This is a genomic window from Pseudomonas sp. UMAB-40, assembly GCF_900095275.1.
GTDB lineage: Bacteria > Pseudomonadota > Gammaproteobacteria > Pseudomonadales > Pseudomonadaceae > Aquipseudomonas > Aquipseudomonas mandelii_B.
The window spans coordinates 64,918-87,791 of sequence record NZ_LT607570.1 but is presented as its reverse complement, the minus strand read 5'-3'; the positions used below and the strand labels follow the sequence as shown (position 1 = coordinate 87,791).

The window sequence follows — 22,874 nt, the reverse complement described above, 5'->3', positions numbered from 1 at the left end:
TTCAATGGCCGCAGTTAATCCTTTGTAGGACGAGTTCCCTATGGAAATCTCAGGAAACACCGCTTTTTATGCCGGTCTGAGCACTATTCAGACAGGACAGAACCGTGTCGATCAGGCATCCGGCCAGATCGCCAGCAGCACCATCGAGCGTGCGGTGACCAGCCAGTCTTCCGACGTTCAGGTAGACCGCCTGCGTTCGGTTGACCGCAGCCAGCAATCGGACCTGGCCAGCAATATGGTCGAGATGGCCCAGGGCAAGTTTCAGGTTGAGGCGGGCGCCAAAGTCGCCAAGGCTTCCGATGAAATGCTTGGCACGTTGATCGATACCTTCGCTTGATCCCTCGCTGAACCCGTCCTGCCAACGCCGCGACTATTCGCGGCGTTTTTGTGCGTAAGTCCTTCACCCTCAACTAATCTTTCCTGCAGGGCCTGTTGCGTTGTCAACGGCGGCCGCGTGGCTGCGTGTCCGGCAATTGGCGGCGTGATGACGAACGGCAAAAGATCGGCGCTTGACAAGATTTGGGCGTAAACGTATGTTTCAAACAACTGTTTGACCGTCACAACAAATCAACACGGTCGTTCATTCCCGGTTACATCAGCAGAGGTTTATCGCTATGCCTGACTACAAGGCCCCCTTGCGTGATATTCGCTTCGTTCGTGACGAACTGCTCGGCTACGAAGCGCACTATCAGAGCCTTCCGGCTTGCGCAGACGCAACTCCAGATATGGTTAGCGCCATTCTCGAAGAAGGCGCCAAGTTTTGTGAGCAGGTGCTGGCTCCGCTGAACCGCGTGGGTGACACCGAAGGCTGCACCTGGAGCGAGTCCGGCGTTAAAACCCCGACTGGCTTCAAAGAAGCCTACAAGCAATTCGTTGAAGGCGGCTGGCCAAGCCTGGCCCACGACGTAGAACACGGCGGCCAGGGCCTGCCGGAGTCTCTGGGTCTGGCGGTCAGCGAAATGGTTGGCGAAGCCAACTGGTCGTGGGGCATGTACCCAGGCCTGTCGCACGGCGCGATGAACACCATCTCCGAGCACGGCACGCCTGAGCAGCAAGAGGCTTACCTGACCAAACTGGTGTCCGGCGAATGGACCGGCACCATGTGCCTGACCGAACCGCACTGCGGCACCGATCTGGGCATGTTGCGCACCAAGGCCGAACCTCAGGCCGACGGTTCCTACAAAGTCTCCGGCACCAAGATCTTTATATCGGCCGGTGAACACGACATGGCCGACAACATCGTCCACATCGTGCTGGCTCGCCTGCCGGATGCGCCGGCTGGCACCAAAGGCATTTCGCTGTTCATCGTGCCGAAGTTCATGCCGAACGCAGACGGTTCGATCGGCGCACGCAACGCCGTGAGCTGTGGTTCCCTGGAACACAAAATGGGCATTCACGGCAACGCCACCTGCGTGATGAACTTCGACGCGGCCACCGGTTACCTGATCGGCCCGGCGAATAAAGGCCTGAACTGCATGTTCACCTTTATGAACACCGCTCGCCTGGGCACCGCGCTGCAAGGTCTGGCCCACGCCGAGATCGGCTTCCAGGGTGGCCTGAAATACGCTCGCGATCGTCTGCAAATGCGCTCGCTGACTGGCCCGAAAGCGCCGGAAAAAGCCGCTGACCCGATCATCGTTCACCCTGACGTCCGTCGCATGCTGTTGACCATGAAAGCGTTCGCCGAAGGCAACCGCGCGATGGTTTACTTCACCGCCAAGCAAGTCGACATCGTCAAATACGGTGTAGACGAAGAAGAGAAGAAGAAAGCCGACGCACTGCTGGCCTTCATGACTCCAATCGCCAAAGCCTTCATGACTGAAGTCGGCTTCGAATCCGCCAACCACGGCGTGCAAATCTACGGCGGCCACGGCTTCATCGCCGAGTGGGGCATGGAGCAGAACGTTCGCGACAGCCGCATTTCGATGCTGTACGAAGGCACCACCGGTATCCAGGCACTCGACCTGCTGGGCCGTAAAGTGCTGATGACTCAAGGCGAGGCCCTGAAAGGCTTCACCAAGATCGTCCACAAGTTCTGCCAGACCAACGAAGGCAACGAGGCGGTCAAAGAGTTCGTCGAGCCATTGGCTGCGCTGAACAAAGAATGGGGCGAGCTGACCATGAAGGTCGGTATGGCCGCCATGAAGGATCGCGAAGAAGTCGGCGCGGCGTCGGTGGACTACCTGATGTACTCCGGTTACGCCTGCCTTGCCTACTTCTGGGCTGACATGGCGCGTCTGGCTGCCGAGAAACTGGCTGCCGGTACCTCCGAAGAGGCGTTCTACACCGCCAAGCTGCAGACTGCGCGCTTCTACTTCCAGCGCATCCTGCCGCGTACCCGCACTCACGTTGCAACCATGCTGTCGGGTGCCAACAACTTGATGGACATGAAAGAAGAGAACTTCGCGCTGGGCTACTAAGCCTTAACGCTGTTCTTCATAAAGCCGCTACGCCTTCGGGGGTAGCGGCTTTTTTGTTTGAAAAATAGTAAAACCAGCCGCCCACGACTAATTAAGAACACCGAAGACGGTGAACTATTTGTTGGATATTTGTTTAGAAGTGATCTCTAGATAAACCGGGTAGTTACTTGTGTTGCAATTCCGCTGCCAATTCGCAAACTTTGCCGTGAGTACCTGATTCGTGGGGCCATATCCCTTGTTTCGCTGGGGCGGATGCCCAAAGGTGGGGGAGTTTCACCAAAGTTGAGGGGGGTAATACGGGGGGAAATTTATTTGTAGTTTTACTGTTGAAATTATTTGTTACGACTACAGTTCAATTAAAGCGCCTGCCACGGTGCCTCCTATTGGCGTTTCACTTATACGTCGACAAAGAGACAACTTTGTCCGTTGAGCTGCGCCTCATGCCCGGCAACTCCACTATTAGAACGGGAGTGTCATCATGGTGAACTTGAGTCTCTTTCGAGCTATCCGACTGGCCTGCGCACTCGCGCTCGGCCTGATAACAATCTGTCTGCCTTTCAAGAATACCTTCGCCGCTGACGTGCCAGAAGTTGATCTTCCCGTGCCGGAAGTACCGTCCTTGCAGTCACTGCGCGGCATGACACCACCCGACCCCTCAGGCACCGAAGGCGGACGCAAAGTCGATCTGATGACCGACTACGTACTCAATCGCAGCGCCGCCATTCTGTTGGGCAAAGCGCTTTTCTGGGACATGGAGATCGGCAGTGATGGCTCCACGGCATGCGCGTCGTGCCACTTTCATGCCGGCGTCGATCACCGGATCACTAACCAGATCAACCCGGGCCAGGCGAATACCAGCGCCAACGTTGCGTCGATTTTCAACAAGCCGTTTGTTGCGTCCGACATTCCTGGCGACGTGGCTTCCTACGCGACGTTATCCGCTGGCAAGGGCGGCCCGAACTACACGCTCAAGAAAACTGATTTCCCGACCCACGTGCTGGCCGATCCACTGGATCGCAACTCGCCGATCCTCTACTCGACCGACGATGTGGTTGGCTCACAAGGCGTGTTTGACGCCAACTTCGTCAAGCCGCGGCAACCGCGTTTCGACAAATGCACGCAACAGCCGGATGGTATCTTCCAGGTCGGCGGCATCAATGTTCGTCGCAGTACCGGGCGCAACGCACCGACGGTAATCAATGCCGTTTTCAACGTGCGAAATTTCTGGGATGGTCGGGCGAATAATGTCTTCAATGGCTTCTCGCCGTTCGGCAATCGTGACCCCGATGCCGGGATTTTCGTCACCAGCGATCGCAGTGGGGTTGCGGCGAAAGTGCGGCTGGCGCTCAACGATGCTTCTGCCGCGTCGCAGGCCGTGGGCCCGCCTGGCAGTCCGGTTGAAATGTCCTGCGGCGGGCGCACCTTCGCGGACATCGGCCGGCGCATGCTCGATACGCTGATGCTCAAGCAACAGCGGATTTCATCAACCGACTCGGTGCTGGCCCCCGTTTCCGGTGCGCGCCGTCCGACCTACCGTGAACTGATCAAGGCTGCTTTCCAGCCGCGGCTGTGGAATGCCACGCAGCAGGTTTCGCTGGGCGGTGCGCCGTATACGCAGATGGAAGCCAACTTCCCGCTGTTCTTCGGCCTGGCGATTCAGATGTACGAAGCGACGTTGGTTTCGGATCAGGCGCCGCTGGACGCTTACCTGCAAGGTAATCAACAGGCAATGAATGCCCAGCAAGTCGAGGGGATGAAGCTGTTCCTGGGCAAGGGCAAGTGCGTCAATTGCCACGGCGGTGCTGAACTCACCAACGCCGCCAGCCGTTTGCTGTTCCATCCCCGTGAGCGCGTCGAACGCATGGTGATGGCCGATAACCTGACTGCGCTGTACGACAACGGCTTCTACAACACAGGGGTACGCCCGACTTCAGAAGACTTGGCGCTCGGCGGGACGGATGCCTGGGGCAATCCGCTGTCATTCACCCGTGAATACAACACCCAACTGCAGGGCGGCAATGTGCCCGATCCCCTGGACGTCGATGTGTGCACATTTGAAGCGTTATTGAACGCGGGATTACCCTGCGACTCGACGCTCAAACCCAACGTGGGTTTCCACGACGCCATCGACGGTGCCTTCAAGACCCCGACGTTGCGCAATATCGCGCTGACCGGACCTTATTTCCACAACGGCAGCCGGTCGACGCTCAAACAGGTCATGGAGTTCTACAACCGGGGCGGCGACCGGCGCGGCTCTGAGGCGAACAACACCAGTGGATTCGATCATTCGAGTGTGAACCAGCACAACACCTCTAACCTCGATCCGGACATGACCGCGTTGAACCTGACGCCCGATGAAGTGGATGCGTTGGTCAAATTCATGGAGGTCGGATTGACCGATCCGCGAGTCGCCTGGGAACAGGCGCCATTTGATCACCCTTCGCTGGTCATACCGCAAGGCCATATAGGTGACGAAAACGCCGTAACGCTAAAACCCGTCAGCCCGAAAATAACCACCTGGCAAGCGGCGGACGCGTTGATAACGCTCAAGCCCGTCGGTGCTGAAGGTCGCAGAGTCGAAGAGGGGCCGTTGCTGCCGTTTTACAACGACCTCTGATGGCATAACCGTCACTGGCCACCCGGCCTGCGGCCAGTGACGCTGCCTCTAAAAAAACCTGACAAATCGCTCAGTAAGTCGGCTTTTCTGCCGTTACAGTAGGTGGGCACAATGCCATCTATTGTCATGACGGTCGGAGCTTTACCCTTGCCGCGTTCTTCCGCTGTACGTTTCAGCCATTTCCTACCGTCATTACTGCTTTTACTTGCGGGGCTTGCGGCCGCCTACATCAAGGACCTCAACGTCTTTTTCACTTCGCTGTTCAACGTGCTGCCGACCTTGGTGCTGTTGCTCGGCGGTGCGTACTGCGCGGTTTACCGACGGCAGCGCGAACTGTTTCTGATGGTGACGGTGTACATCGCCTACTTTCTGCTCGACACCCAGACCGATTATTACCGCGACAACGGCAAGGTCCGTGAAGACGCAGCAGTGGTGTTCCACCTGTGTTGCCTGTTACTGCCGCTGTTGTTCGGCGTGTTCGCCGCCTGGCAGGAACGCACTCATTTATTTCAGGACATGGTGGCGCGCTTCGCGGTATTGCTGGCCGTCGGCAGTGTCGCGTTGGGGCTGGAGCAAAGTTATCCCCAGGCCTTATTGATGTGGCTGTCGGAAATCCGCTGGCCAGCGCTGCATGGCGCCTGGATGAGCCTGATCCAGCTGTCCTATCCCGTGTTCATCGCCTCGTTCCTGCTGCTGAGTTGGCAATACTGGCGTAACCCGAGACCCTTGCACGCCGCACAACTCGTCGGTTTGCTCGGGTTGTTCTGGGCGTTGCCGAAAACCTTCATCCTGCCGTTCACCCTGAACATCATGTGCAGTCAGGTGATGCTAATGATTGCCGCTGCGGTCGCCCACGAAGCCTATCAAATGGCCTTCCGCGACGAGCTCACCGGTTTGCCGGGTCGTCGCGCCTTGAACGAGCGGATGCAACGCCTGGGGCGCAATTACGTGCTGGCCATGAGCGACGTCGATCACTTCAAGAAATTCAACGACACCCACGGTCACGATGTCGGCGACCAGGTCTTGCGACTGGTCGCCAGCAAGCTGTCGAAAATCGGCGGAGGCGGTAGGGCGTATCGCTACGGCGGTGAGGAATTTGCCCTGGTATTCGCGGGCAAGACACTGGAAGAGTGCATGCCGCACCTGGAAGTCATCCGCGAGTCCATCGCCACGTACAACATTCAACTGCGCAACCAAGACGCCCGCCCGCAGGACGACCAGCAAGGTCGTCAGCGTCGCGCAGGGCCGGGCGCTACAAGCGTGTCGGTGACTGTGAGCATCGGCGTTGCTGAGCGCGTGGAGCAGCGTACCCCCGAAAAAGTGCTCAAGTCCGCTGACGAAGCGCTCTACAGCGCCAAGGGCGCCGGGCGAAATTGTGTGGTGGCCTTCGGTCAGACTCGCCGTGGCGCGGTGCGCATGGACGCCGCTGCGGGTTGAGTGATGATGGCGCATTCAGCGTCTGGACTGTGATTGTGAGGCAGGGTGGGCAGCAGTAGGTTTGAACGATCTGCTGACGGAGAAACGACCATGCCCGAATACAAAGCTCCCCTGCGCGACATGCGCTTTCTGATCGACCACGTCTTCGACTTCCACGCTAATTACGCCGCGCTGGGCGCCACCGACGCGAGCCCGGACATGGTCAATGCGATCCTCGAAGAAGGGGCGAAGTTCTGCGAGAACGTTCTCGCACCGTTGAATCGCTCCGGCGACGAAGAAGGCTGCCATTTCGACAACGGCGTGGTGACAACGCCTACAGGCTTCAAGCAGGCTTTCGCACAGTACGTGGAAGGTGGCTGGCACGGTCTGGCAGCTGATCCGGCGTATGGCGGCCAGGGTTTGCCGAGTTCACTGGGCCTGGTCATCAGTGAAATGGTCGGATCGAGCAATACCTCGTGGGGCATGTACCCCGGCCTGACCCACGGCGCAATGTCGGCCATCCACGCCCACGGCACCGACGATCAGAAGAACACCTACCTGAGCAAACTGACGGCTGGTCAATGGACCGGCACCATGTGCCTGACCGAGGCGCATTGCGGCACTGACCTGGGCATCATCAAAACCCGCGCCGTCCCTTCAGCCGACGGCAGCTACGCGATTTCCGGCAGCAAGATCTTCATCTCGGCCGGCGAACACGACATGAGCGACAACATCATTCATCTGGTGTTGGCGAAACTGCCGGATGCTCCGGCAGGCACCAAGGGTATTTCCCTGTTCATCGTTCCCAAATTCCTACCCGATGCCGAAGGTGAAGCCGGCAAGCGCAACGGCGTTTCCTGCGGCTCGATCGAACACAAAATGGGCATCAAGGCCTCGGCTACCTGCGTGCTGAACTTCGACGAGGCCAAGGGCTTCTTGATCGGCGAGCCGAACAAGGGCTTGAACTGCATGTTCACCATGATGAACCACGCGCGGCTCGGCACCGGCATGCAGGGGTTGTGTCTGGGGGAGGCGAGTTTCCAGGGCGCCATCAAGTACGCCAACGATCGCCTGCAGATGCGCGCGCTGACCGGCCCGAAAGCGCCTGAAAAAGCCGCTGACCCGATCATCGTTCATCCTGATGTGCGCCGGATGCTACTGACCATGAAAGCCTTCAACGAAGGCAACCGCGCGCTGACCTATTTCACCGCGCAGCTGCTGGACGTGGCGCACCTGAGCCCCGATGAAACGGCGCGTCAGGACGCCGAAGACCTGTTGGCCTTCCTGACGCCGATCTGCAAAGCCTTCATGACCGACACCGGTCTGGAGGTCACCAACCACGGCATGCAGGTGTTTGGCGGTCACGGCTTTATCCGTGAATGGGGCATGGAACAGTTGGTTCGCGACTGCCGGATTGCGCCGATCTACGAAGGCACCAATGGCATTCAGGCGCTGGATTTGCTCGGGCGCAAAGTGCTCGGCAGCCAAGGCAAATTGCTGCGCGGCTTCACCAGGATCGTCCATAAGTTCTGCGCGGCGAATGCCGAGCATCCACAACTGGCCAGCTATGTGGCGCAACTCAATGAGTTGAATCAGCAGTGGGGCGAGTTGACCGCCAAGGTCGGCATGGCTGCGATGAAGAATCCGGATGAAGTCGGTGCGGCGTCCGTGGATTACTTGATGTACAGCGGTTACATCATCCTCGGCTATCTGTGGCTGCACATGGCGCTGGTGGCTCAGGCGCAACTCGACGCGGGCAGCGGCGATGCCGATTATTGCCAGGGGAAACTGGCAACCAGCGAGTTTTACTTCAAGCGTTTGCTGCCACGCACTGCCGCTCATCGCGCGGCGATAGAGGCTGGAAGTGATTGCCTGATGAAGCTGCCGGCGGAGTTGTTTGCGCTCTGACGATTGTTAAAAGCTTCGCGGGCAAGCCTCGCTCCTACAGGTCGGTGTCGTTCACGGGGTATGCGTGACCCCAACTGTAGGAGCGAGGCTTGCCGCGAATACGTTCTGGCAGGCGAGAGCTGCTCAGCTGAAATACTGATGACTAAAAATTACAAAACGGTCACGGCCTGACCCTATGTGTCGCAAAAGTTGTTGGGTTACACTCGGACCCAACGAAAACATCATTCCCACGAATCACCTGTTTAGATCTTGCGAGGTTTGCCATGGCTGACTACAAAGCGCCCCTGCGCGATATGCGCTTCGTCCTCAATGAAGTCTTCGAGGTCGCCAAACTCTGGGCGGAGCTGCCTGCGCTGGCCGAGACCGTTGATGCTGAAACCGTCGAAGCCATCCTCGAAGAAGCCGGCAAGGTCACCAGCAAAAGCATCGCGCCCCTGAGCCGTGCAGCTGACGAAGAAGGTTGCCATTGGGCGGACGGAGCCGTCACCACGCCGGCCGGTTTCCCACAGGCTTATCAGACTTATGCCGAAGGCGGCTGGGTCGGTGTCGGTGGCGATCCGACCTACGGCGGCATGGGCATGCCCAAGGCCGTGTCGGCGCAAGTCGAAGAAATGGTCAACTCCGCCAGCCTGTCGTTCGGTCTGTACCCGATGCTGACCGCCGGTGCCTGCCTGTCGATCAACGCCCACGCCAGTGAAGAACTGAAAGCCGCGTACCTGCCGAACATGTACGCCGGCGTCTGGGCCGGTTCCATGTGCCTGACCGAACCGCACGCCGGTACGGACCTGGGGATCATCCGCACCAAGGCCGAACCTCAGGCTGACGGGTCCTACAAAGTCAGCGGCACCAAGATCTTCATCACCGGCGGCGAACACGACCTGACCGAGAACATCATTCACCTGGTGCTGGCCAAACTGCCGGACGCACCGGCGGGGCCGAAGGGCATTTCGTTGTTCCTGGTACCAAAATTCATGGTGAATGCCGATGGCAGCCTGGGCGCGCGTAACCCTTTGAGCTGCGGTTCGATTGAACACAAGATGGGCATCCAGGCCTCCGCGACGTGCGTGATGAACTTCGACGAAGCCGTGGGTTACCTGGTCGGCGAGCCGAACAAAGGTCTGGCGGCGATGTTCACCATGATGAACTACGAGCGTCTGGGCGTCGGTATCCAGGGCCTGGCCACCGGCGAGCGCTCGTACCAGAACGCCGTCGAATACGCCCGCGACCGTCTGCAAAGCCGTTCGCCGACCGGCGCGCAGAACAAAGACAAAGTCGCTGACCCGATCATCGTCCACCCGGACGTGCGTCGTATGCTGCTGACCATGAAAGCCTCGAACGAAGGCGGCCGTGCATTCTCCACCTACGTGGCCATGCAACTGGACACCGCTAAGTTCAGCGAAGACGCGACCGTCCGCAAACGCGCGGAAGATCTGGTTGCACTGCTGACGCCAGTCGCCAAGGCGTTCCTGACAGACCTCGGTCTGGAAACCACCGTGCACGGCCAGCAGGTTTTTGGCGGCCACGGTTACATCCGTGAGTGGGGCCAGGAACAACTGGTACGCGACGTGCGCATTACCCAGATCTACGAAGGCACCAACGGCATTCAGGCGCTGGACCTGGTGGGACGCAAGATCGTCGGCACGGGTGGGGCGTTCTACAACCTGTTCGCGGATGAAATTCGTCATTTCACGGCCACCGCCAGCGCAGACCTCGCGGAGTTCACCAAGCCGCTGAACGATGCCGTCACCACCCTCGACGAGCTGACTTTGTGGTTGCTGGACCGGGCGAAAAGCAACCCGAACGAAATCGGCGCGGCGTCGGTCGAGTACCTGCAAGCCTTCGGTTACGTGGCTTACGCCTACATGTGGGCGCTGATGGCCAAGGCGGCCTTCGGCAAAGAAGCGCAGGAAGATTTCTATGCGAGCAAGCTGGGCACGGCGCGGTTCTATTTCGCCCGTCTGCTGCCGCGTATTCACTCGCTGAGTGCGTCGGTGAAGGCGGGGAGCGAATCGCTGTTCCTGCTGGACGCCGGACAGTTCTGACCCGATAGCGTCATGTAAGCATTCTCTTACATGACGTGCTGCTGTTCTCCCATAGGCGAAGATTGGATCCAGAGCTAATCTACTTCACATGGACGTCGCGCAGGAAGCGCAAAGCAACAACACGGACACGTAGGATTCTGCCAGGACGGCGGAGTGAAATGGATGTCAGGGAAACAGTCTGCAAAGCCCCGCTTCGGCGGGGTTTTCTTTTGCCCGCAGAAAAGTATTCAGCGCAGCCCGTCGAGCGCAGTCGAGCTGTTCAAACGGTCGTCCGGCCTGTTCATCACTTCTTCCAACAGCGTGCGCAATAGGGCCAGCGAGGCTTGTTGCCGCTGCACATCCCGACACACCAATCCGACTTTCAGCGGCACACGCGGCTCGGTCAGCGGTTTCCAGAGCAGTTCATTGTTGCCGAGCGCCTTTTGCGAGCGCCCGGGCAGTACGGTGGCCAGCCGGGTGTGGGGCAGACTGTCGAGAATCCCCGCCATGTTGTTCAGTTCCGCCTGAACCTGCGGCCGTCGTCCCAGATTGGCCAGTTGTGTCTGCCAGATCTGCCGCACTTGAAATTCTTCACCCAGCAACAGCATGGGCAACTCGGCCGCCTGACTCATCGAGACTTTCTTGAATTCACGCAACGGATGGTCCGCCGGGATGACCAGGGTCAGTTCATCTTCGTACAGCATGACGCCATGCAACCCCGGTTGACGGGGCGGCAGGTAGCTGATGCCGATGTCGAGCGACCCATTGAGCAGTCGCCGCTCGATTTCCAGGCCCGTCAATTCATAGATCTGCACCACCAGATGCGGTTGCGCCTTGCGCACGCGTTCGAGCATCTGCGGCACCAGGCTGGTGTGGACCGTCTGCAACACGCCAATCGCCAAGGTGCGCAGCGCCTGGCCCTTGAAGCTGCCCAATGCCTCGCGTGCCCGTTGCAGGCCATCGAGCAAGGGCAGGGCGTGGTTGTACAAAGTGTGGGCAGCCAGTGTGGGCAGCAGGCGCTTGCTGCTGCGTTCGAACAGGCTCACATCGAGGTTTTGTTCGAGCTGGCGAATCTGCTGGGACAGTGCCGGTTGGGAGATCGACAGTCGCTCGGCCGCCCGGCCGACGTGGCCTTCTTCGTAGACCGCGACGAAATAACGCAGTTGCTTGAAATCCATAAGGTGCGCTTATCGAAAATGCTGGGAAATCGAAATGGCTCAACGCCGTGCCTGAGCCTAGTCTAACCGCATTCACAAGGCTTACAGGGCCAGAGCGCACGATGAATACCGTTTACGTCGATGGTGTTTACATAGGTAAGGCAAAAAACCTCACGCGGGGTTTCAGCCAATGAATTTGTTCAACTTGCGTCGTACTCAACCGAGCCTCGACGATTTGGTCGTCGACACTTTCCAACCCTCCAGACGCGACAACCTTTCCAGCGAGTGTCTGATGCCCAGTGTCGAGCGGCTGAAGCAGATTTTTGTCCGTGGCCAAGGCTCCTGGCTGTGGGACAGCGATGACCGCGCTTTCCTGGATTTCTCGCAGGGTGGTGGCGCCAATAGCCTGGGCCACAGTCCTTCGGTGCTGGTCAACGCGATCTCGGAACAGGCTAAATCGCTGATCAACCCGGGGTTCGCGCTGCATAACCGCGGCATGCTCAACCTTGCCGAGCGGCTCTGCACCAGCACCGGCAGTGATCAAGCGTACCTGCTCAACAGCGGCAACGAAGCCTGTGAGGCCGCGATTCAACTGGCGCGTCAATGGGGTCAACGACATCGCAGCGGGGCTTCACGGATCATCGTTGCCAGCAACGGCTGCCATGGCCGTAGTCCCGTGACGATTTCAGCGTCGAACTTTCACTACGTTCACTTCAATGATCTTGCGGCGATTCACGCGGCGGTCGATGCCCGGACCGTGGCAATCCTGCTCGAACCGATCCAGAGCGACGCCGGGGTGATTCCGGCCACCGAGCATTACCTCAAGGGTGTCGAACGCCTGTGCCGGGAACTGGGTATTTTGTTGATCCTCGACGAAGTGCAAACCGGTATCGGTCGCTGCGGCACCTTGCTTGCCGAACAGTCCTACGGCGTTCGAGCCGATATCGTCGTCCTCGGCAAAGGGCTCGGCGGCGGCGTGCCACTGGCCGCGTTGTTGGCGCGAGGCAAGGCTTGCTGCTTCGAGGTGGGCGAACTGAGCGGAACTCATCATGGCAATGCCCTGATGACGGCGGCCGGTCTTGCCGTGCTCAACACTATTCAGGACAAGGGTTTTCTCGATCATGTGGGCGAAACCGGCCAGCACCTGCGCGAAGGACTGAGTCGTTTGTCCCACCGCTACGGTCACGGCCAACTGCGCGGGCAAGGGCTGCTCTGGGGGCTGACCCTGTCCGACGATTCGGCTGATGCCGTAGTCAAATCAGCCTTGTACGAAGGCTTGTTGCTCGACGCCCCGCAACCTGATTGCCTGCGCTTTACCCCGGCCCTCACCGTCAGCAAAGGCAACATCGACGAAATGCTACTGCGCCTGTCCCGCGCCTTTTCCCGCGTACGCACCGCACAACTGCAGTGCCGCAAAGGGATTGCGGTCTGATCAGACTTTTCCCGCACGAATTACAGAACCGTCTCGCGGTAATAACGCATCGCGCCACGTTTGATTCTTTTCGCGTGGGGCGTTTTTTTGTCTCCGCGTTTTGCCAAATGCCAATCGGAGCTTGAGCAATAGCGGGATCAATGGCTTTTTAGAGGGCATCGGCATGGAGTGCCGATGCCCGACATTGTCGTGGGGATGGTTTTGATTTCTATACCACTGAGTGGTATGTTTTTGCGGAAGGGATGCCGATGTTACCCAGGTTTTTCAAGACCAAACGTTTTGCGGTGCAGGCTGGTAAAGCCTGGATTTGTGATGATGAGCTTCGTGAGGCGTTCACCGAGATGCTCAATGGCCAGGCTGAAAATCTCGGCGGCGGGGTCTGGAAGAAGCGCCTGAATGCCAATCGACACCGCTCGATTGTCGTGGCCAAAGCTGGTCGATACTGGGTTTATCAATTTCTGTACGCCAAGAAAGATCAAAGCAATATCAGTCCGGCCGATCTGATCGGTTTTCGGAAAGTGGCGAAGACCTACGAAGGACTGACAGATTTGGAAGTCCAGCACCTACTGGATAGCAGAGAGTTTTTTAAGATATTCATGAACAAGAAGTTTAAAAGTGAGGCCTTGGAATCGGTACATGAATCCGCCACTGCCTTGTATGCCATCGGTGCCATCAGCAAGGCAACCATGCGCGAATTCGACGAATCCTGTCTTGCAACCGTTCCGGACGCGATGCGGGCTGAGCAAATCAAAGCTCTGCGGGAGCGCAACAACGTAAGCCAGCCAGTATTTGCGCGTTATCTAAACACCAGCGCATCGACGGTTAAGCAATGGGAGGCGGGTGACAAACATCCCAGTGGCATGGCGCTCAAGTTGCTGAGCATCGTTCAGAAACACGGTCTGGAAATACTTGCGTGAAGAACCGCGCTGAACCCTGACGAACGGCGCAGGTCGATTAGCTGTAGGGCTTTCATGAGCCCACTTCAAATCAGGAGCTGCCCCATGGATTTCATTCGCATCATCATTGCCATTCTGTTGCCACCACTGGGCGTGTTTCTGCAAGTCGGTTTCGCCGGTGCGTTCTGGCTGAATATTCTGCTGACGTTGTGCGGTTACATTCCGGGGATCGTGCATGCGGTGTACATCATCGCCAAGCGCTGAGTTCATCGGCGCCAGATAGACCACCATCGCGAGCAGGCTCGCTCCCACAGGGGATTTGGACCGTTCACAAATCCAATGTGGGAGCGGGCTTGCTCGCGAAGGGGGCACCGCAGTTTTTGATCCAAGCGCCGACTTCAGTCCGCCATCACCCGCCGATAAAACAACCATTCCTGCTCCAGCGCATGGGCCTGGTTCCCCGCCTTGCGAAAGCCATGACGTTCGTCCGCGTAGTAATGCGCATCCACCAGAATACCGTTGTCCTGTAGCGCCGTGACCATGTCGCGGGTCTGTTGCGGCACCACCACGGCGTCCAGCTCGCCCTGAAAGAAAATCACCGGAACACTGATGTTGCTCGCATGCAGCAGCGGCGTTCGTGCGGCATAGCGTTCGGCATCCTCTTCCGGATCACCAATCAGCCAATCCAGATAATCGCCTTCGAACTTGTGGGTCGCCCGGCCCAGTGCCACGGGATCGCTGACACCGTAAAGGCTGGCGCCAGCGCGGAAGACGTTGTGAAAGGCCAACGCACAAAGCGTGGTGTAACCGCCGGCACTGCCGCCGCGGATAAATGCCTTGTTACCGTCGATCAATCCTCGTTCGGCAAGATGAGCGACTACGGCGCAGGCATCCTCTACATCGACTTCGCCCCAACTCAAATGCAGCGCCTGGCGATATGCCCGGCCATAGCCACTGCTGCCACGGTAATTGAGGTCGGCCACGGCGAAGCCGCGTTGCGCCCAGTATTGAATACGTGGATCGAGCATCGGGTAGCAGGCCGAGGTCGGGCCGCCGTGGATAAACACCACCAGCGGCGGTTTCGCCTCGCCGGTCATCGCCGGATAGAAAAAGCCGTGGGCCTCGCCCGAACCGCTCGGATAACGCAAGGTTTGCGGGACGCTGATGTGCTCGGCGGGCAACGGTGCAATCCCGCCAGCCAGGACTTTGACCTGGCGGGTATCGCGCTCGATTGCGATCACCGCCGACGAACTGATTGGCGATGCCGCGATGCAGTAGATGAATTGCTCATCCAGTGCGAGATGACGAAAACGGCTGTAATCACCGGTGAACTCTTCAGCGGCGTCACCGCAAATGCCCAGTTTGCCAAACCCGCCTTCGGTCCAGCTGGCCAGATAGCTGCTTTCACCCAGCGGCAACCAGGTGCTGCCACCCAGCTGCCACGGCGCCGGGCCATGATCGGCTGCGGTACTCGGCAACGGACTCAGGCCCTCTGCGGATTCCGCCCAAGGCTGCCAGTAGCCGCCGCGATCCGTCAGGCAAAACAGACGTCCGTCGCTGTCGAAACGCGGTTGTTGCAGTGACTCCTGCACGCCGTCGCCCGCCACACAACGCGGTTGAGCAAAACCCCCATCGTTCTGGCGCTCGGCAACCATCAGACGAGTGGCGGTCCATGGCTGATCCGGGCGGCTCCATTCGATCCACGCCAATCGTTGCGAGTCCGGACTCAGCGTCGGCGCGGCATAGAAATCGGCGCCTTCGGCCAGCAGGTGACGCTGGCCGTCAGCCACATCAATCGCCACCAGACGATGCCGATCCCGGTTTTCTTCAACCGCCCAAACCTGTCCGTTGGCAAACTGCAGATCGCCGTAACGGCATTCCCCGGAGGTCAGCGCCTCAGGCGTCTCGCCCGCCAGCGATTGTCGATAGAGTTGCTGGTCCGCTTCGTTGACGAAAACAATCCCGTCATCCGTCAGACAAAACGCGCCACCGCCATATTCATACACCCGACTGCGCACGCTGAAACCGGCTGGCGTCAGGCAACGGGCCTGGCCGTCGCGCCAATGCCAGATCCTGCAGGCGGCATCCTCGGGGCGGTATTCGTTCCAGAACAGGCCATGCTGGCCGACCAGCAACTCGGCGAAGTCGATACCGGCGGCGACGGCCCGGGAAGCGCTGAAGGGTTCAGCTTTTAGCGATGAGGCGTGAATTTCGTTCATTGCGAAAGGCCAGTTGTTCGATGGTCTGGGTCGCGTGCTCGGCTTCTTCGCGGGCCTTGAGAATCACGCCATGATGCTCCGACTTGCTGCACACCGGGTCGGCATTGCTCGCGTCACCCGTGAGCATGAACGCTTGGCAGCGGCAGCCACCGAAGTCTTTTTCTTTCTCGTCGCAGGAGCGGCACGGCTCGGGCATCCAGTCGTAACCGCGAAAGCGATTGAAGCCGAATGAGTCGTACCAGATGTGCTGCATGCTGTGGTCGCGCACATTGGGAAACTGCACCGGCATCTGTCGGGCGCCGTGGCATGGCAGTGCGGTTCCGTCCGGTGTGACTGTCAGAAAGATGCTGCCCCAGCCGTTCATGCAGGCTTTCGGGCGCTCTTCGTAGTAGTCCGGTGTGACGAAAATCAGCTTGCACGGATGCCCTTCGGCTTCGAGCTTGGCGCGGTATTCATTGGTGATGCGCTCGGCTCGGACCAGTTGTTCTCTGGTCGGCAACAGGCCGACGCGATTGAGCTGCGCCCAACCGTAAAACTGGCACGTCGCGAGTTCGACAAAGTCGGCCTCAAGGGCGATGCACAGCTCGATGATCCGGTCGATCTTGTCGATGTTGTGCCGATGGGTGACGAAGTTCAGCACCATCGGGTAGCCGTGGGCTTTCACCGCACGAGCCATTTCCAGCTTTTGCGCGAAGGCCTTTTTCGAACCGGCCAGCAAGTTATTCACTTGCTCGTCGCTGGCCTGGAAGCTGATCTGGATGTGGTCGAGGCCGGCTTTCTTGAAGTCGCTGATTTTCTGCTCGGTGAGGCCGATGCCGGAAGTGATCAGGTTGGTGTAGAAACCCAACTTGCGCGCCTCGGCGATCAACTCGGCGAGGTCCTGGCGCACCAGCGGTTCACCGCCGGAAAAGCCCAGCTGTGCGGCACCCATTTCCCGGGCTTCGCGGAACACTTTGATCCACTGCTCAGTGCTCAGTTCTTTGCCTTGTTCGGCGAAGTCCAGCGGGTTGGAGCAGTACGGACATTGCAGCGGACAGCGGTACGTCAGCTCGGCCAGCAGCCACAGCGGCAGGCCGATTTCAGGTTTTGGCGGTAACGTGCCTGACATGGAATCAGGCAAGTTCGATCCAGTGCTGAGCACGGGCGACCTCCATGAATTGCTCGATGTCCTCAGCGAGCTCGGGCACGCCGGGGAACTGCGCGTCCAGTGCGGCAATGATCGCCTCGACATCGCGTTGCCCATCGATCAAACCGCCGATCAGCGCGGCGCTTTCATTGAGTTTGATCATGCCTTCCGGGTACAGCAGCACATGACCTTTCTGCGCCGGTTCGTACTGATAGCGGTAGCCCTGACGCCAGGTCGGAATCTTGCTGCGATCGAAACTCATAAGGTGATTCCTTTATGCCAGACCCGCTGGTCGGTCACGCTGTGATACGGCGGGCGGTTCAGTTCGTAGGCCATGCTCATGGCATCGAGCATGCTCCAAAGGATGTCCAGTTTGAACTGGAGAATTTCCAGCATGCGCTCCTGGCCTTCACGCGTCGTGTAGTGCTGCAAGGTGATGGTCAGACCGTGCTCGACATCACGGCGTGCCTGGCCGAGACGGGTGCGGAAATACTCGTAGCCGGTCGGGTCGATCCACGGGTAATGCTGCGGCCAGCTGTCGAGGCGCGATTGGTGGATCTGCGGCGCGAACAACTCGGTCAGCGAGCTGCTGGCGGCTTCTTGCCAACTGGCCCGGCGGGCGAAGTTGACGTAGGCGTCCACGGCGAACCGCACGCCAGGCAATACCAACTCCTGCGAGCGCAGCTGATCCGGGTCGAGGCCGACGGCCTGGCCCAGACGCAACCAGGCTTCGATGCCGCCGTCTTCGCCGGGGGCGCCGTCGTGATCCAGCAGGCGCTGAATCCACTCGCGACGGATCTCGCGGTCCGGGCAGTTGGCGAGGATCGCGGCGTCCTTCAGGGGGATGTTCACCTGATAGTAGAAGCGATTGGCGACCCAACCCTGGATCTGCTCGCGGGTCGCCCGGCCTTCATACATCGCCACGTGATAGGGGTGATAGATGTGGTAATAGGCGCCCTTGGCGCGCAGGGCCGCTTCGAATTCGGCGGGGGACATTGGGGTGTCAGTCATTGCGGTTCTCCGGGGAATCTTCGGTGTCTGGTCTGGCCGCATCGCGGGCAAGTCGAATCGTCGCACCGCCGCTCCCACAGGTTTTGGATACACCGCAGATCCTTGTGGGAGCGGGCTTGCCCGCGATAGACCGCGAAGCGGTCTCGGTTACTTACAACACAATACTCATGCCGTCATACGCCACTTCAACCTTGCGCCGAGCCAACTCGGCACGCTCCGGCGAATCCTCATCAAGAATCGGGTTGGTGTTGTTGATGTGGATAAGCACTTTGCGCTGCTTGGGCAACTGTTCCAGCACTTCGAGCATGCCGCCGGGGCCGTTCTGCGCCAGATGGCCCATTTCCCGACCGGTACGGGTGCCGACGCCACGGCGCTGCATTTCGTCGTCTTCCCACATGGTGCCGTCCACCAGCAGGCAATCGCTGCCGGCCATGATTTCCAGCAGCGGCGCATCGACTTTGCCCAGGCCCGGCGCATAGAACAGTTTGCCGCCTGTGTTCAGGTCTTCGACGATCAGGCCGATGTTGTCGCCCGGGTGCGGGTCGAAGCGGTGCGGCGAATAGGGCGGCGCGGCGCTACGCAGGGGCAGCGGGGTGAAGCGCAGGCTCGGGCAGGCCGGGATGGTGAAGCTGCGTTCGAGTTCGATGCGGTTCCAGGTCAGCCCGCCATTCCAGTGCTTGAGCATGGTGAACAGCGGGAAACCGGTGCTCAGGTCTTCGTGGACCATGTCGGTGCACCAGACCTGGTGCGGGCAACCTTCGCGCAGGCTGAGCAGGCCGGTGGTGTGGTCGATCTGGCTGTCCATCAGGATGATCGCGCTGATGCCAGTGTCGCGCAGGGCGCGGCCCGGTTGCATCGGGGTATAGCTCTGGAGTTGGGCACGGATGTCCGGCGATGCGTTGCACAGGATCCAGTTCACACCGTCATCGGAAATCGCGATGGACGACTGGGTACGCGCCTTGGCGTTCAGGCTGCCGTTGCGAAAACCGGCGCAGTTCACGCAGTTGCAGTTCCACTGGGGGAAACCGCCGCCGGCGGCGGAACCTAGAATCTGGACAAACATGGGCGCTCCATCATTTCAACGCTGAAAATAAAAACGCCCCGGTAAACCGAGGCGTTGCACATCATTACAACGGCAGACCTTAGCGGCTTGCGAAGTACATGGTGACTTCAAAGCCGATACGCAGGTCGGTGTAAGCAGGTTTGGACCAGGACATGGGAGCGCTCCTTCAGGTGATGAGACAGTTAAGACCTATACATATAGTCCACCTCCAGCCGGAGATGTTCAGATAGTTAGGTGGCTATGTTACTCAAAATTACAGAGCGATTGGCCGCGAATCTTTGAGAAAGCTAATTGCAGCGTCGGTAATGATCATTTTGCCGCTTGCCAAGGCGCCGATGCGCAAGCACTGCTGGCCAGGCAGCGCCAGCCACCTTCGGCTTGATTCAATTGTCGGGCTGCTTCTTTCAATGCGTTGCGATCGATCATCAGGATCGCTTCTGGCAAACGCTCCAGATAATCCGACGAGTGGCCCGCCAGTTTGCCCTGCCAGAGCAGTTCGGCCGCCTGAGCCTGGGGCAGTGCGCAGGCGTGGAATTGATCGGCCAAGGCCTGGCGCTGGGCGATGAAGGTCGCGTCATCGACGCCTTCAATCACTGCGGGCATTTCGCTCAAGAAGCGCTCTATGTGTTTCAACAGATCCTGAGGCGCAACGCTTGGTGATTGCACGCCGAACAGCAGGCCGGTTTGCCCATGGAACTGACGCAGGCCGCTGAACACGGCATAACCCAATTGCAGCTCAACCCGCAGGCGCTGATAGAACGGCGTCTGGCACAGGTGAGCGAGCAAACGCCAAGACGCTTCGTCTTCGATGTCCGGCGTGGCCGGTGGACAAAACAGCAACAGGGCGTGTTCGCTGGAATCGGTGTCGAGCGTGCTCCACAGATACTGCGAGTTTATCGAGGCGGGCGGCGAAGGCTGATCGTCAGCAGCACCGGGCACGCGGCTCAGTGCCAGGCCCATCGCCGCTTGCGTCTGCGCCGACAGGCCCATCGCCAGACCTTGCCAGCGTGCGCTCGCCCAGAGTTGCTGCATGTCATCACTTTCAGCGGTGCGCTCAAGTGAATGCTCGGGAAGCATTTTCAGCAGCTGTCTGATCGGCATCAACGGTACGCTTGGCGGTTCTTCCTGAGGGAAACCGGCGTCGGGTTTTGTCAGCTCTTTCAGCGCATGTTCGAGGACGGTCGGCATGGGCTCTTGCAGGCCTGTCATCTTCAGCAGCCATTCATTGCCTGATGCACTGAATGAAAAGTCGACGCCAGCCTGACGGGCATCTTCACGCAAGGGTTGCAGGCGATTTTCCAGGCTCGATTGAAGACGAGGGTGAGGTTTGGCCTGCAGTCGCCAGCGCAGGTAAATCGCACCCTCATCCGTGTTATCCGGCAACACCTGACTGAACTGCATCGGCGAGTTTTCGCGACGGCTGCGCGAGCGGTCCTGGGCGAACGTCCGCAGGCCACGGTGTTTGCTGGTCTGGCCGCGAATCAGCCCGGCATTGGCCGCTGGCGCTTCAGCACGTAAAAACGGATTAGGCGTCGGTAGTTTCCATTTGCCGCTGAAGTTATCCACAGCGCCGATTTTTTTCAGGATGTCCTTGAGTGCTACGACGCCTTGTTCGGATAAACCGGTTTCAAGCTGCTCACTGTCCAGTCGCGCCAGTTGCATGGCTCCCCTGACTCGTTGCTGACGGTCGAGCAGGGCGGCGTACTCCTGGCGCAACTCGGCCCAGTTCTGGTGAGAGGCAAAAAAGCCCAGCCAATCCACCAGCCGCTCGCAGCTCGCGTTCCCCGGTTTATCTGTGGTGAATTCAATGTGCAGCAAGGCTTGCCCGGCAAACTGATACAACGGCACGGCTTTCAGGCTGTCCGCCAGCCCTTCCTCGCCCAATTCAGCCAGCAGACCGCCGGGTTTCGCGGCGTTCAGCGAGTGACACAGAAACGCTAATGCTTCGCGCGAGGAGTCTGGCAACGCTTCGAGCGCGAACAGAAGATCGAGCCGACGTTCACCAGCCTGTTGATAACGTGTGTAGGAAGAATCCATCAGCGGTACAGGCGCTTGTTGCGCGACCTTTTCCCCTGCGGAAATAGGTTCGCCAAAGCGCTGAGCCATTGCCCTCAACTCATCAAGTGTTTGCGGGCCGGCCAGGCTCAACGTCATCTGCCCGGTCTGATAAAACTGCCGATGGAAATCCCTCAACGCTTGCTGAAACTCCGGCTGCGGCACCGGCAGGCTGTAACGGTTGCCCGCATGAAACGCCCGAAGCGGGTGAGCGGCCGACAGCCCGTCGAACAACGCGAACTGCTGCTGAGCCGTGGCATCCCGGGACCAGGCGACAAACTCAGCGTGCAGCACTTCCCGTTCCCGCCGCTGATCGTCCAGATTCATACGTGGATGAGCGAGCATGTCTGACAGACGCTCCAGCCCACCGGCAAAGGCTTGCGGTGGCAATTCGAAAAAGAAATCGGTAGTGCGTTCGCTGGTGCGCGCATTCACCTGGCCGCCGTGACCTTGCACGTAGGCCATCAGCCCTTGCCCGGCGGGAAAGCGCTCCGTCCCCAGAAACAGCAAATGCTCAAGAAAGTGCGCGAGGCCGGGCCATGCCAGCGGCACGTCATGGCTGCCCGCGAAAACCCGCAACGCCGCCGCGCAGCGCTTCAAATCGGGAGCATGACGTAGCGTCACCCGCAGGCCGTTGGCCAGGGTTTCGGTGTGGGGGCGAGGGTGATTCAGCGCAGGCATGAGCACTTCCAGAACAGAGAAGCGCTAATGCTAGCGGATTACGATGAGTCAGCGCTTGTTAAGGTCGCCGTAAAGCTCGGGGCGGCGATCGATCAAGTAGCGATTGGCGGCGCGGGAGTCGACCATCAACTGACGGTCCAGCTCACCGACAATCAGTGCTTCATCGAGGCCAGCCTGGGCGATGCGGCTGCCATCCGGCGCGGCGATGCTGCTCTGGCCGCAGTAATTGATCTCGCCTTCCTGCCCGCAGTAGTTCGCGTACGCCACATAACACTGGTTTTCGAAGGCGCGGGAACGAACGGTGACGTCTGCAACGAAATCGAAGGGAATCATGTTCGCCGTCGGCACCAGGATCAGCTCGGCACCGGCCAGGGCCAGGCGTCGGGCGTTTTCCGGAAACTCGAGGTCATAGCAGATCAAAAAGCCGAGCTTCCAGCCGTTGAGTTCCACCAAGGGGAAATCATCTTGCCCGGCGCTGAACATCGAGTGATCCAGATCGCCGAACAGGTGAGTCTTGCGGTAGTTGCACAGGCGCTCACCGTTGGCGTCGATCAGCTGCACGGCGTTGTAAATCTGCCCGTCCTCGGTGCGCTCGGGATAGCCATACAAAATGGCGATCCCGGCGGTCTTGGCGATGCGCGCGATCTGCTGCGCCGATTCACCGTTGTGCACTTCCGCCAGCACGCTGACGGCATCGATGCCGATGTTGTAGCCGGTCAGGAACATCTCCGGCAGCACCAGCAAGTCTGCGCCCTTGGCCTCCAGCGCCAGTTGATGCAGGCGTTGCAGGTTGCCTGCGACATCCAGGGGCAGCGGTGGACATTGGTAAAGGGCTACGCGCATTTGGAACTC

Annotated in this window: 18 protein-coding genes and 1 pseudogene; 10 read left to right on the top strand and 9 right to left on the bottom strand. The window is 59.3% G+C overall.

The annotated features are described in order from the left end of the window. Positions 1-40 precede the first annotated feature (40 nt). The 6 genes from K0F88_RS24860 to K0F88_RS24835 all read left to right on the top strand — a co-directional run bounded on the left by K0F88_RS24860 (position 41) and on the right by K0F88_RS24835 (position 10,403). Positions 41-337 carry a pyrroloquinoline quinone biosynthesis protein PqqE gene (locus tag K0F88_RS24860; protein WP_219096944.1) on the top strand — a complete coding sequence of 99 codons (297 nt, stop codon included), beginning with the start codon at positions 41-43 and terminating at the stop codon, positions 335-337. Between the two features lie 277 nt (positions 338-614). Further along, a complete protein-coding gene (locus K0F88_RS24855; protein WP_219096943.1) occupies positions 615-2,420 on the top strand; it encodes a phenylacyl-CoA dehydrogenase in 1,806 nt (601 codons plus the stop codon). A 478-nt stretch (positions 2,421-2,898) separates the two neighbouring features. Beyond that, positions 2,899-5,037: a cytochrome-c peroxidase gene (locus K0F88_RS24850; RefSeq protein ID WP_219096941.1), complete on the top strand. Its 2,139-nt coding sequence runs from the start codon at positions 2,899-2,901 to the stop codon at positions 5,035-5,037. A 147-nt stretch (positions 5,038-5,184) separates the two neighbouring features. Continuing rightward, positions 5,185-6,474, top strand: coding sequence for a GGDEF domain-containing protein (locus K0F88_RS24845; protein ID WP_219097021.1), 1,290 nt, complete (start codon positions 5,185-5,187; stop codon positions 6,472-6,474). A 90-nt stretch (positions 6,475-6,564) separates the two neighbouring features. Beyond that, complete coding sequence (locus tag K0F88_RS24840; protein WP_219096940.1) at positions 6,565-8,361, top strand: acyl-CoA dehydrogenase C-terminal domain-containing protein; 1,797 nt, start codon at positions 6,565-6,567, stop codon at positions 8,359-8,361. A gap of 263 nt (positions 8,362-8,624) precedes the next feature. After that, positions 8,625-10,403, top strand: coding sequence for an acyl-CoA dehydrogenase C-terminal domain-containing protein (locus K0F88_RS24835; RefSeq protein ID WP_219096938.1), 1,779 nt, complete (start codon positions 8,625-8,627; stop codon positions 10,401-10,403). Between the two features lie 227 nt (positions 10,404-10,630). Here the strand turns inward: K0F88_RS24835 and K0F88_RS24830 are convergent, their stop codons facing one another. Continuing rightward, positions 10,631-11,560, bottom strand: coding sequence for a LysR family transcriptional regulator (locus K0F88_RS24830; protein WP_219096937.1), 930 nt, complete (start codon positions 11,558-11,560; stop codon positions 10,631-10,633). 169 nt (positions 11,561-11,729) lie between these two features. Here K0F88_RS24830 and K0F88_RS24825 point away from each other — a divergent pair, with 169 nt between their 5' ends. From K0F88_RS24825 to K0F88_RS24810, 4 genes and pseudogenes are all read left to right on the top strand, one after another. Then, on the top strand, positions 11,730-12,971 hold the full coding sequence (locus K0F88_RS24825; protein WP_219096935.1) for an aspartate aminotransferase family protein: 1,242 nt from the start codon (positions 11,730-11,732) through the stop codon (positions 12,969-12,971). Positions 12,972-13,219: 248 nt separating this feature from the next. After that, positions 13,220-13,584, top strand: a pseudogene (locus K0F88_RS24820) (type II toxin-antitoxin system RelE/ParE family toxin). Then, a complete protein-coding gene (locus K0F88_RS24815) occupies positions 13,568-13,888 on the top strand; it encodes a DNA-binding transcriptional regulator (RefSeq protein WP_219097020.1) in 321 nt (106 codons plus the stop codon). The pseudogene K0F88_RS24820 and the gene K0F88_RS24815 overlap by 17 nt, the downstream one beginning before the upstream one ends. Before the next feature lie 84 nt (positions 13,889-13,972). Further along, positions 13,973-14,131, top strand: coding sequence for a YqaE/Pmp3 family membrane protein (locus K0F88_RS24810; RefSeq protein WP_007904205.1), 159 nt, complete (start codon positions 13,973-13,975; stop codon positions 14,129-14,131). 134 nt (positions 14,132-14,265) lie between these two features. Here K0F88_RS24810 and K0F88_RS24805 read toward each other — a convergent pair whose 3' ends face one another. The 8 genes from K0F88_RS24805 to K0F88_RS24770 all read right to left on the bottom strand — a co-directional run bounded on the left by K0F88_RS24805 (position 14,266) and on the right by K0F88_RS24770 (position 22,865). Further along, on the bottom strand, positions 14,266-16,086 hold the full coding sequence (locus K0F88_RS24805) for a S9 family peptidase (RefSeq protein ID WP_094470323.1): 1,821 nt from the start codon (positions 16,084-16,086) through the stop codon (positions 14,266-14,268). Next, positions 16,052-17,194, bottom strand: coding sequence for a pyrroloquinoline quinone biosynthesis protein PqqE (gene pqqE, locus K0F88_RS24800; RefSeq protein WP_219097019.1), 1,143 nt, complete (start codon positions 17,192-17,194; stop codon positions 16,052-16,054). Before pqqE ends, K0F88_RS24805 begins: the two co-directional genes overlap by 35 nt. Positions 17,195-17,198: 4 nt before the next feature. Then, entirely contained in the window at positions 17,199-17,474 is a 276-nt protein-coding gene (pqqD, locus tag K0F88_RS24795; protein WP_219096933.1) for a pyrroloquinoline quinone biosynthesis peptide chaperone PqqD, read from the bottom strand. Next, the gene (gene pqqC, locus K0F88_RS24790) at positions 17,471-18,223 is read right to left on the bottom strand and encodes a pyrroloquinoline-quinone synthase PqqC (RefSeq protein ID WP_219096931.1); all 753 of its coding nucleotides are present in this window, start codon (positions 18,221-18,223) and stop codon (positions 17,471-17,473) included. The genes pqqD and pqqC overlap by 4 nt, the downstream gene beginning before the upstream one ends. A 151-nt stretch (positions 18,224-18,374) precedes the next feature. Then, positions 18,375-19,286: a pyrroloquinoline quinone biosynthesis protein PqqB gene (gene pqqB / locus K0F88_RS24785; protein WP_219096929.1), complete on the bottom strand. Its 912-nt coding sequence runs from the start codon at positions 19,284-19,286 to the stop codon at positions 18,375-18,377. Between the two features lie 79 nt (positions 19,287-19,365). Next, positions 19,366-19,440 (bottom strand): pyrroloquinoline quinone precursor peptide PqqA, encoded by a 75-nt coding sequence (gene pqqA / locus K0F88_RS24780; protein ID WP_009045898.1) that lies wholly within the window; start codon positions 19,438-19,440, stop codon positions 19,366-19,368. A gap of 155 nt (positions 19,441-19,595) precedes the next feature. Next, a complete protein-coding gene (gene pqqF, locus K0F88_RS24775) occupies positions 19,596-22,022 on the bottom strand; it encodes a pyrroloquinoline quinone biosynthesis protein PqqF (RefSeq protein ID WP_219096927.1) in 2,427 nt (808 codons plus the stop codon). A 48-nt stretch (positions 22,023-22,070) separates the two neighbouring features. Then, a complete protein-coding gene (locus K0F88_RS24770) occupies positions 22,071-22,865 on the bottom strand; it encodes a carbon-nitrogen hydrolase family protein (protein ID WP_109635347.1) in 795 nt (264 codons plus the stop codon). Between the last annotated feature and the right edge of the window lie 9 nt (positions 22,866-22,874).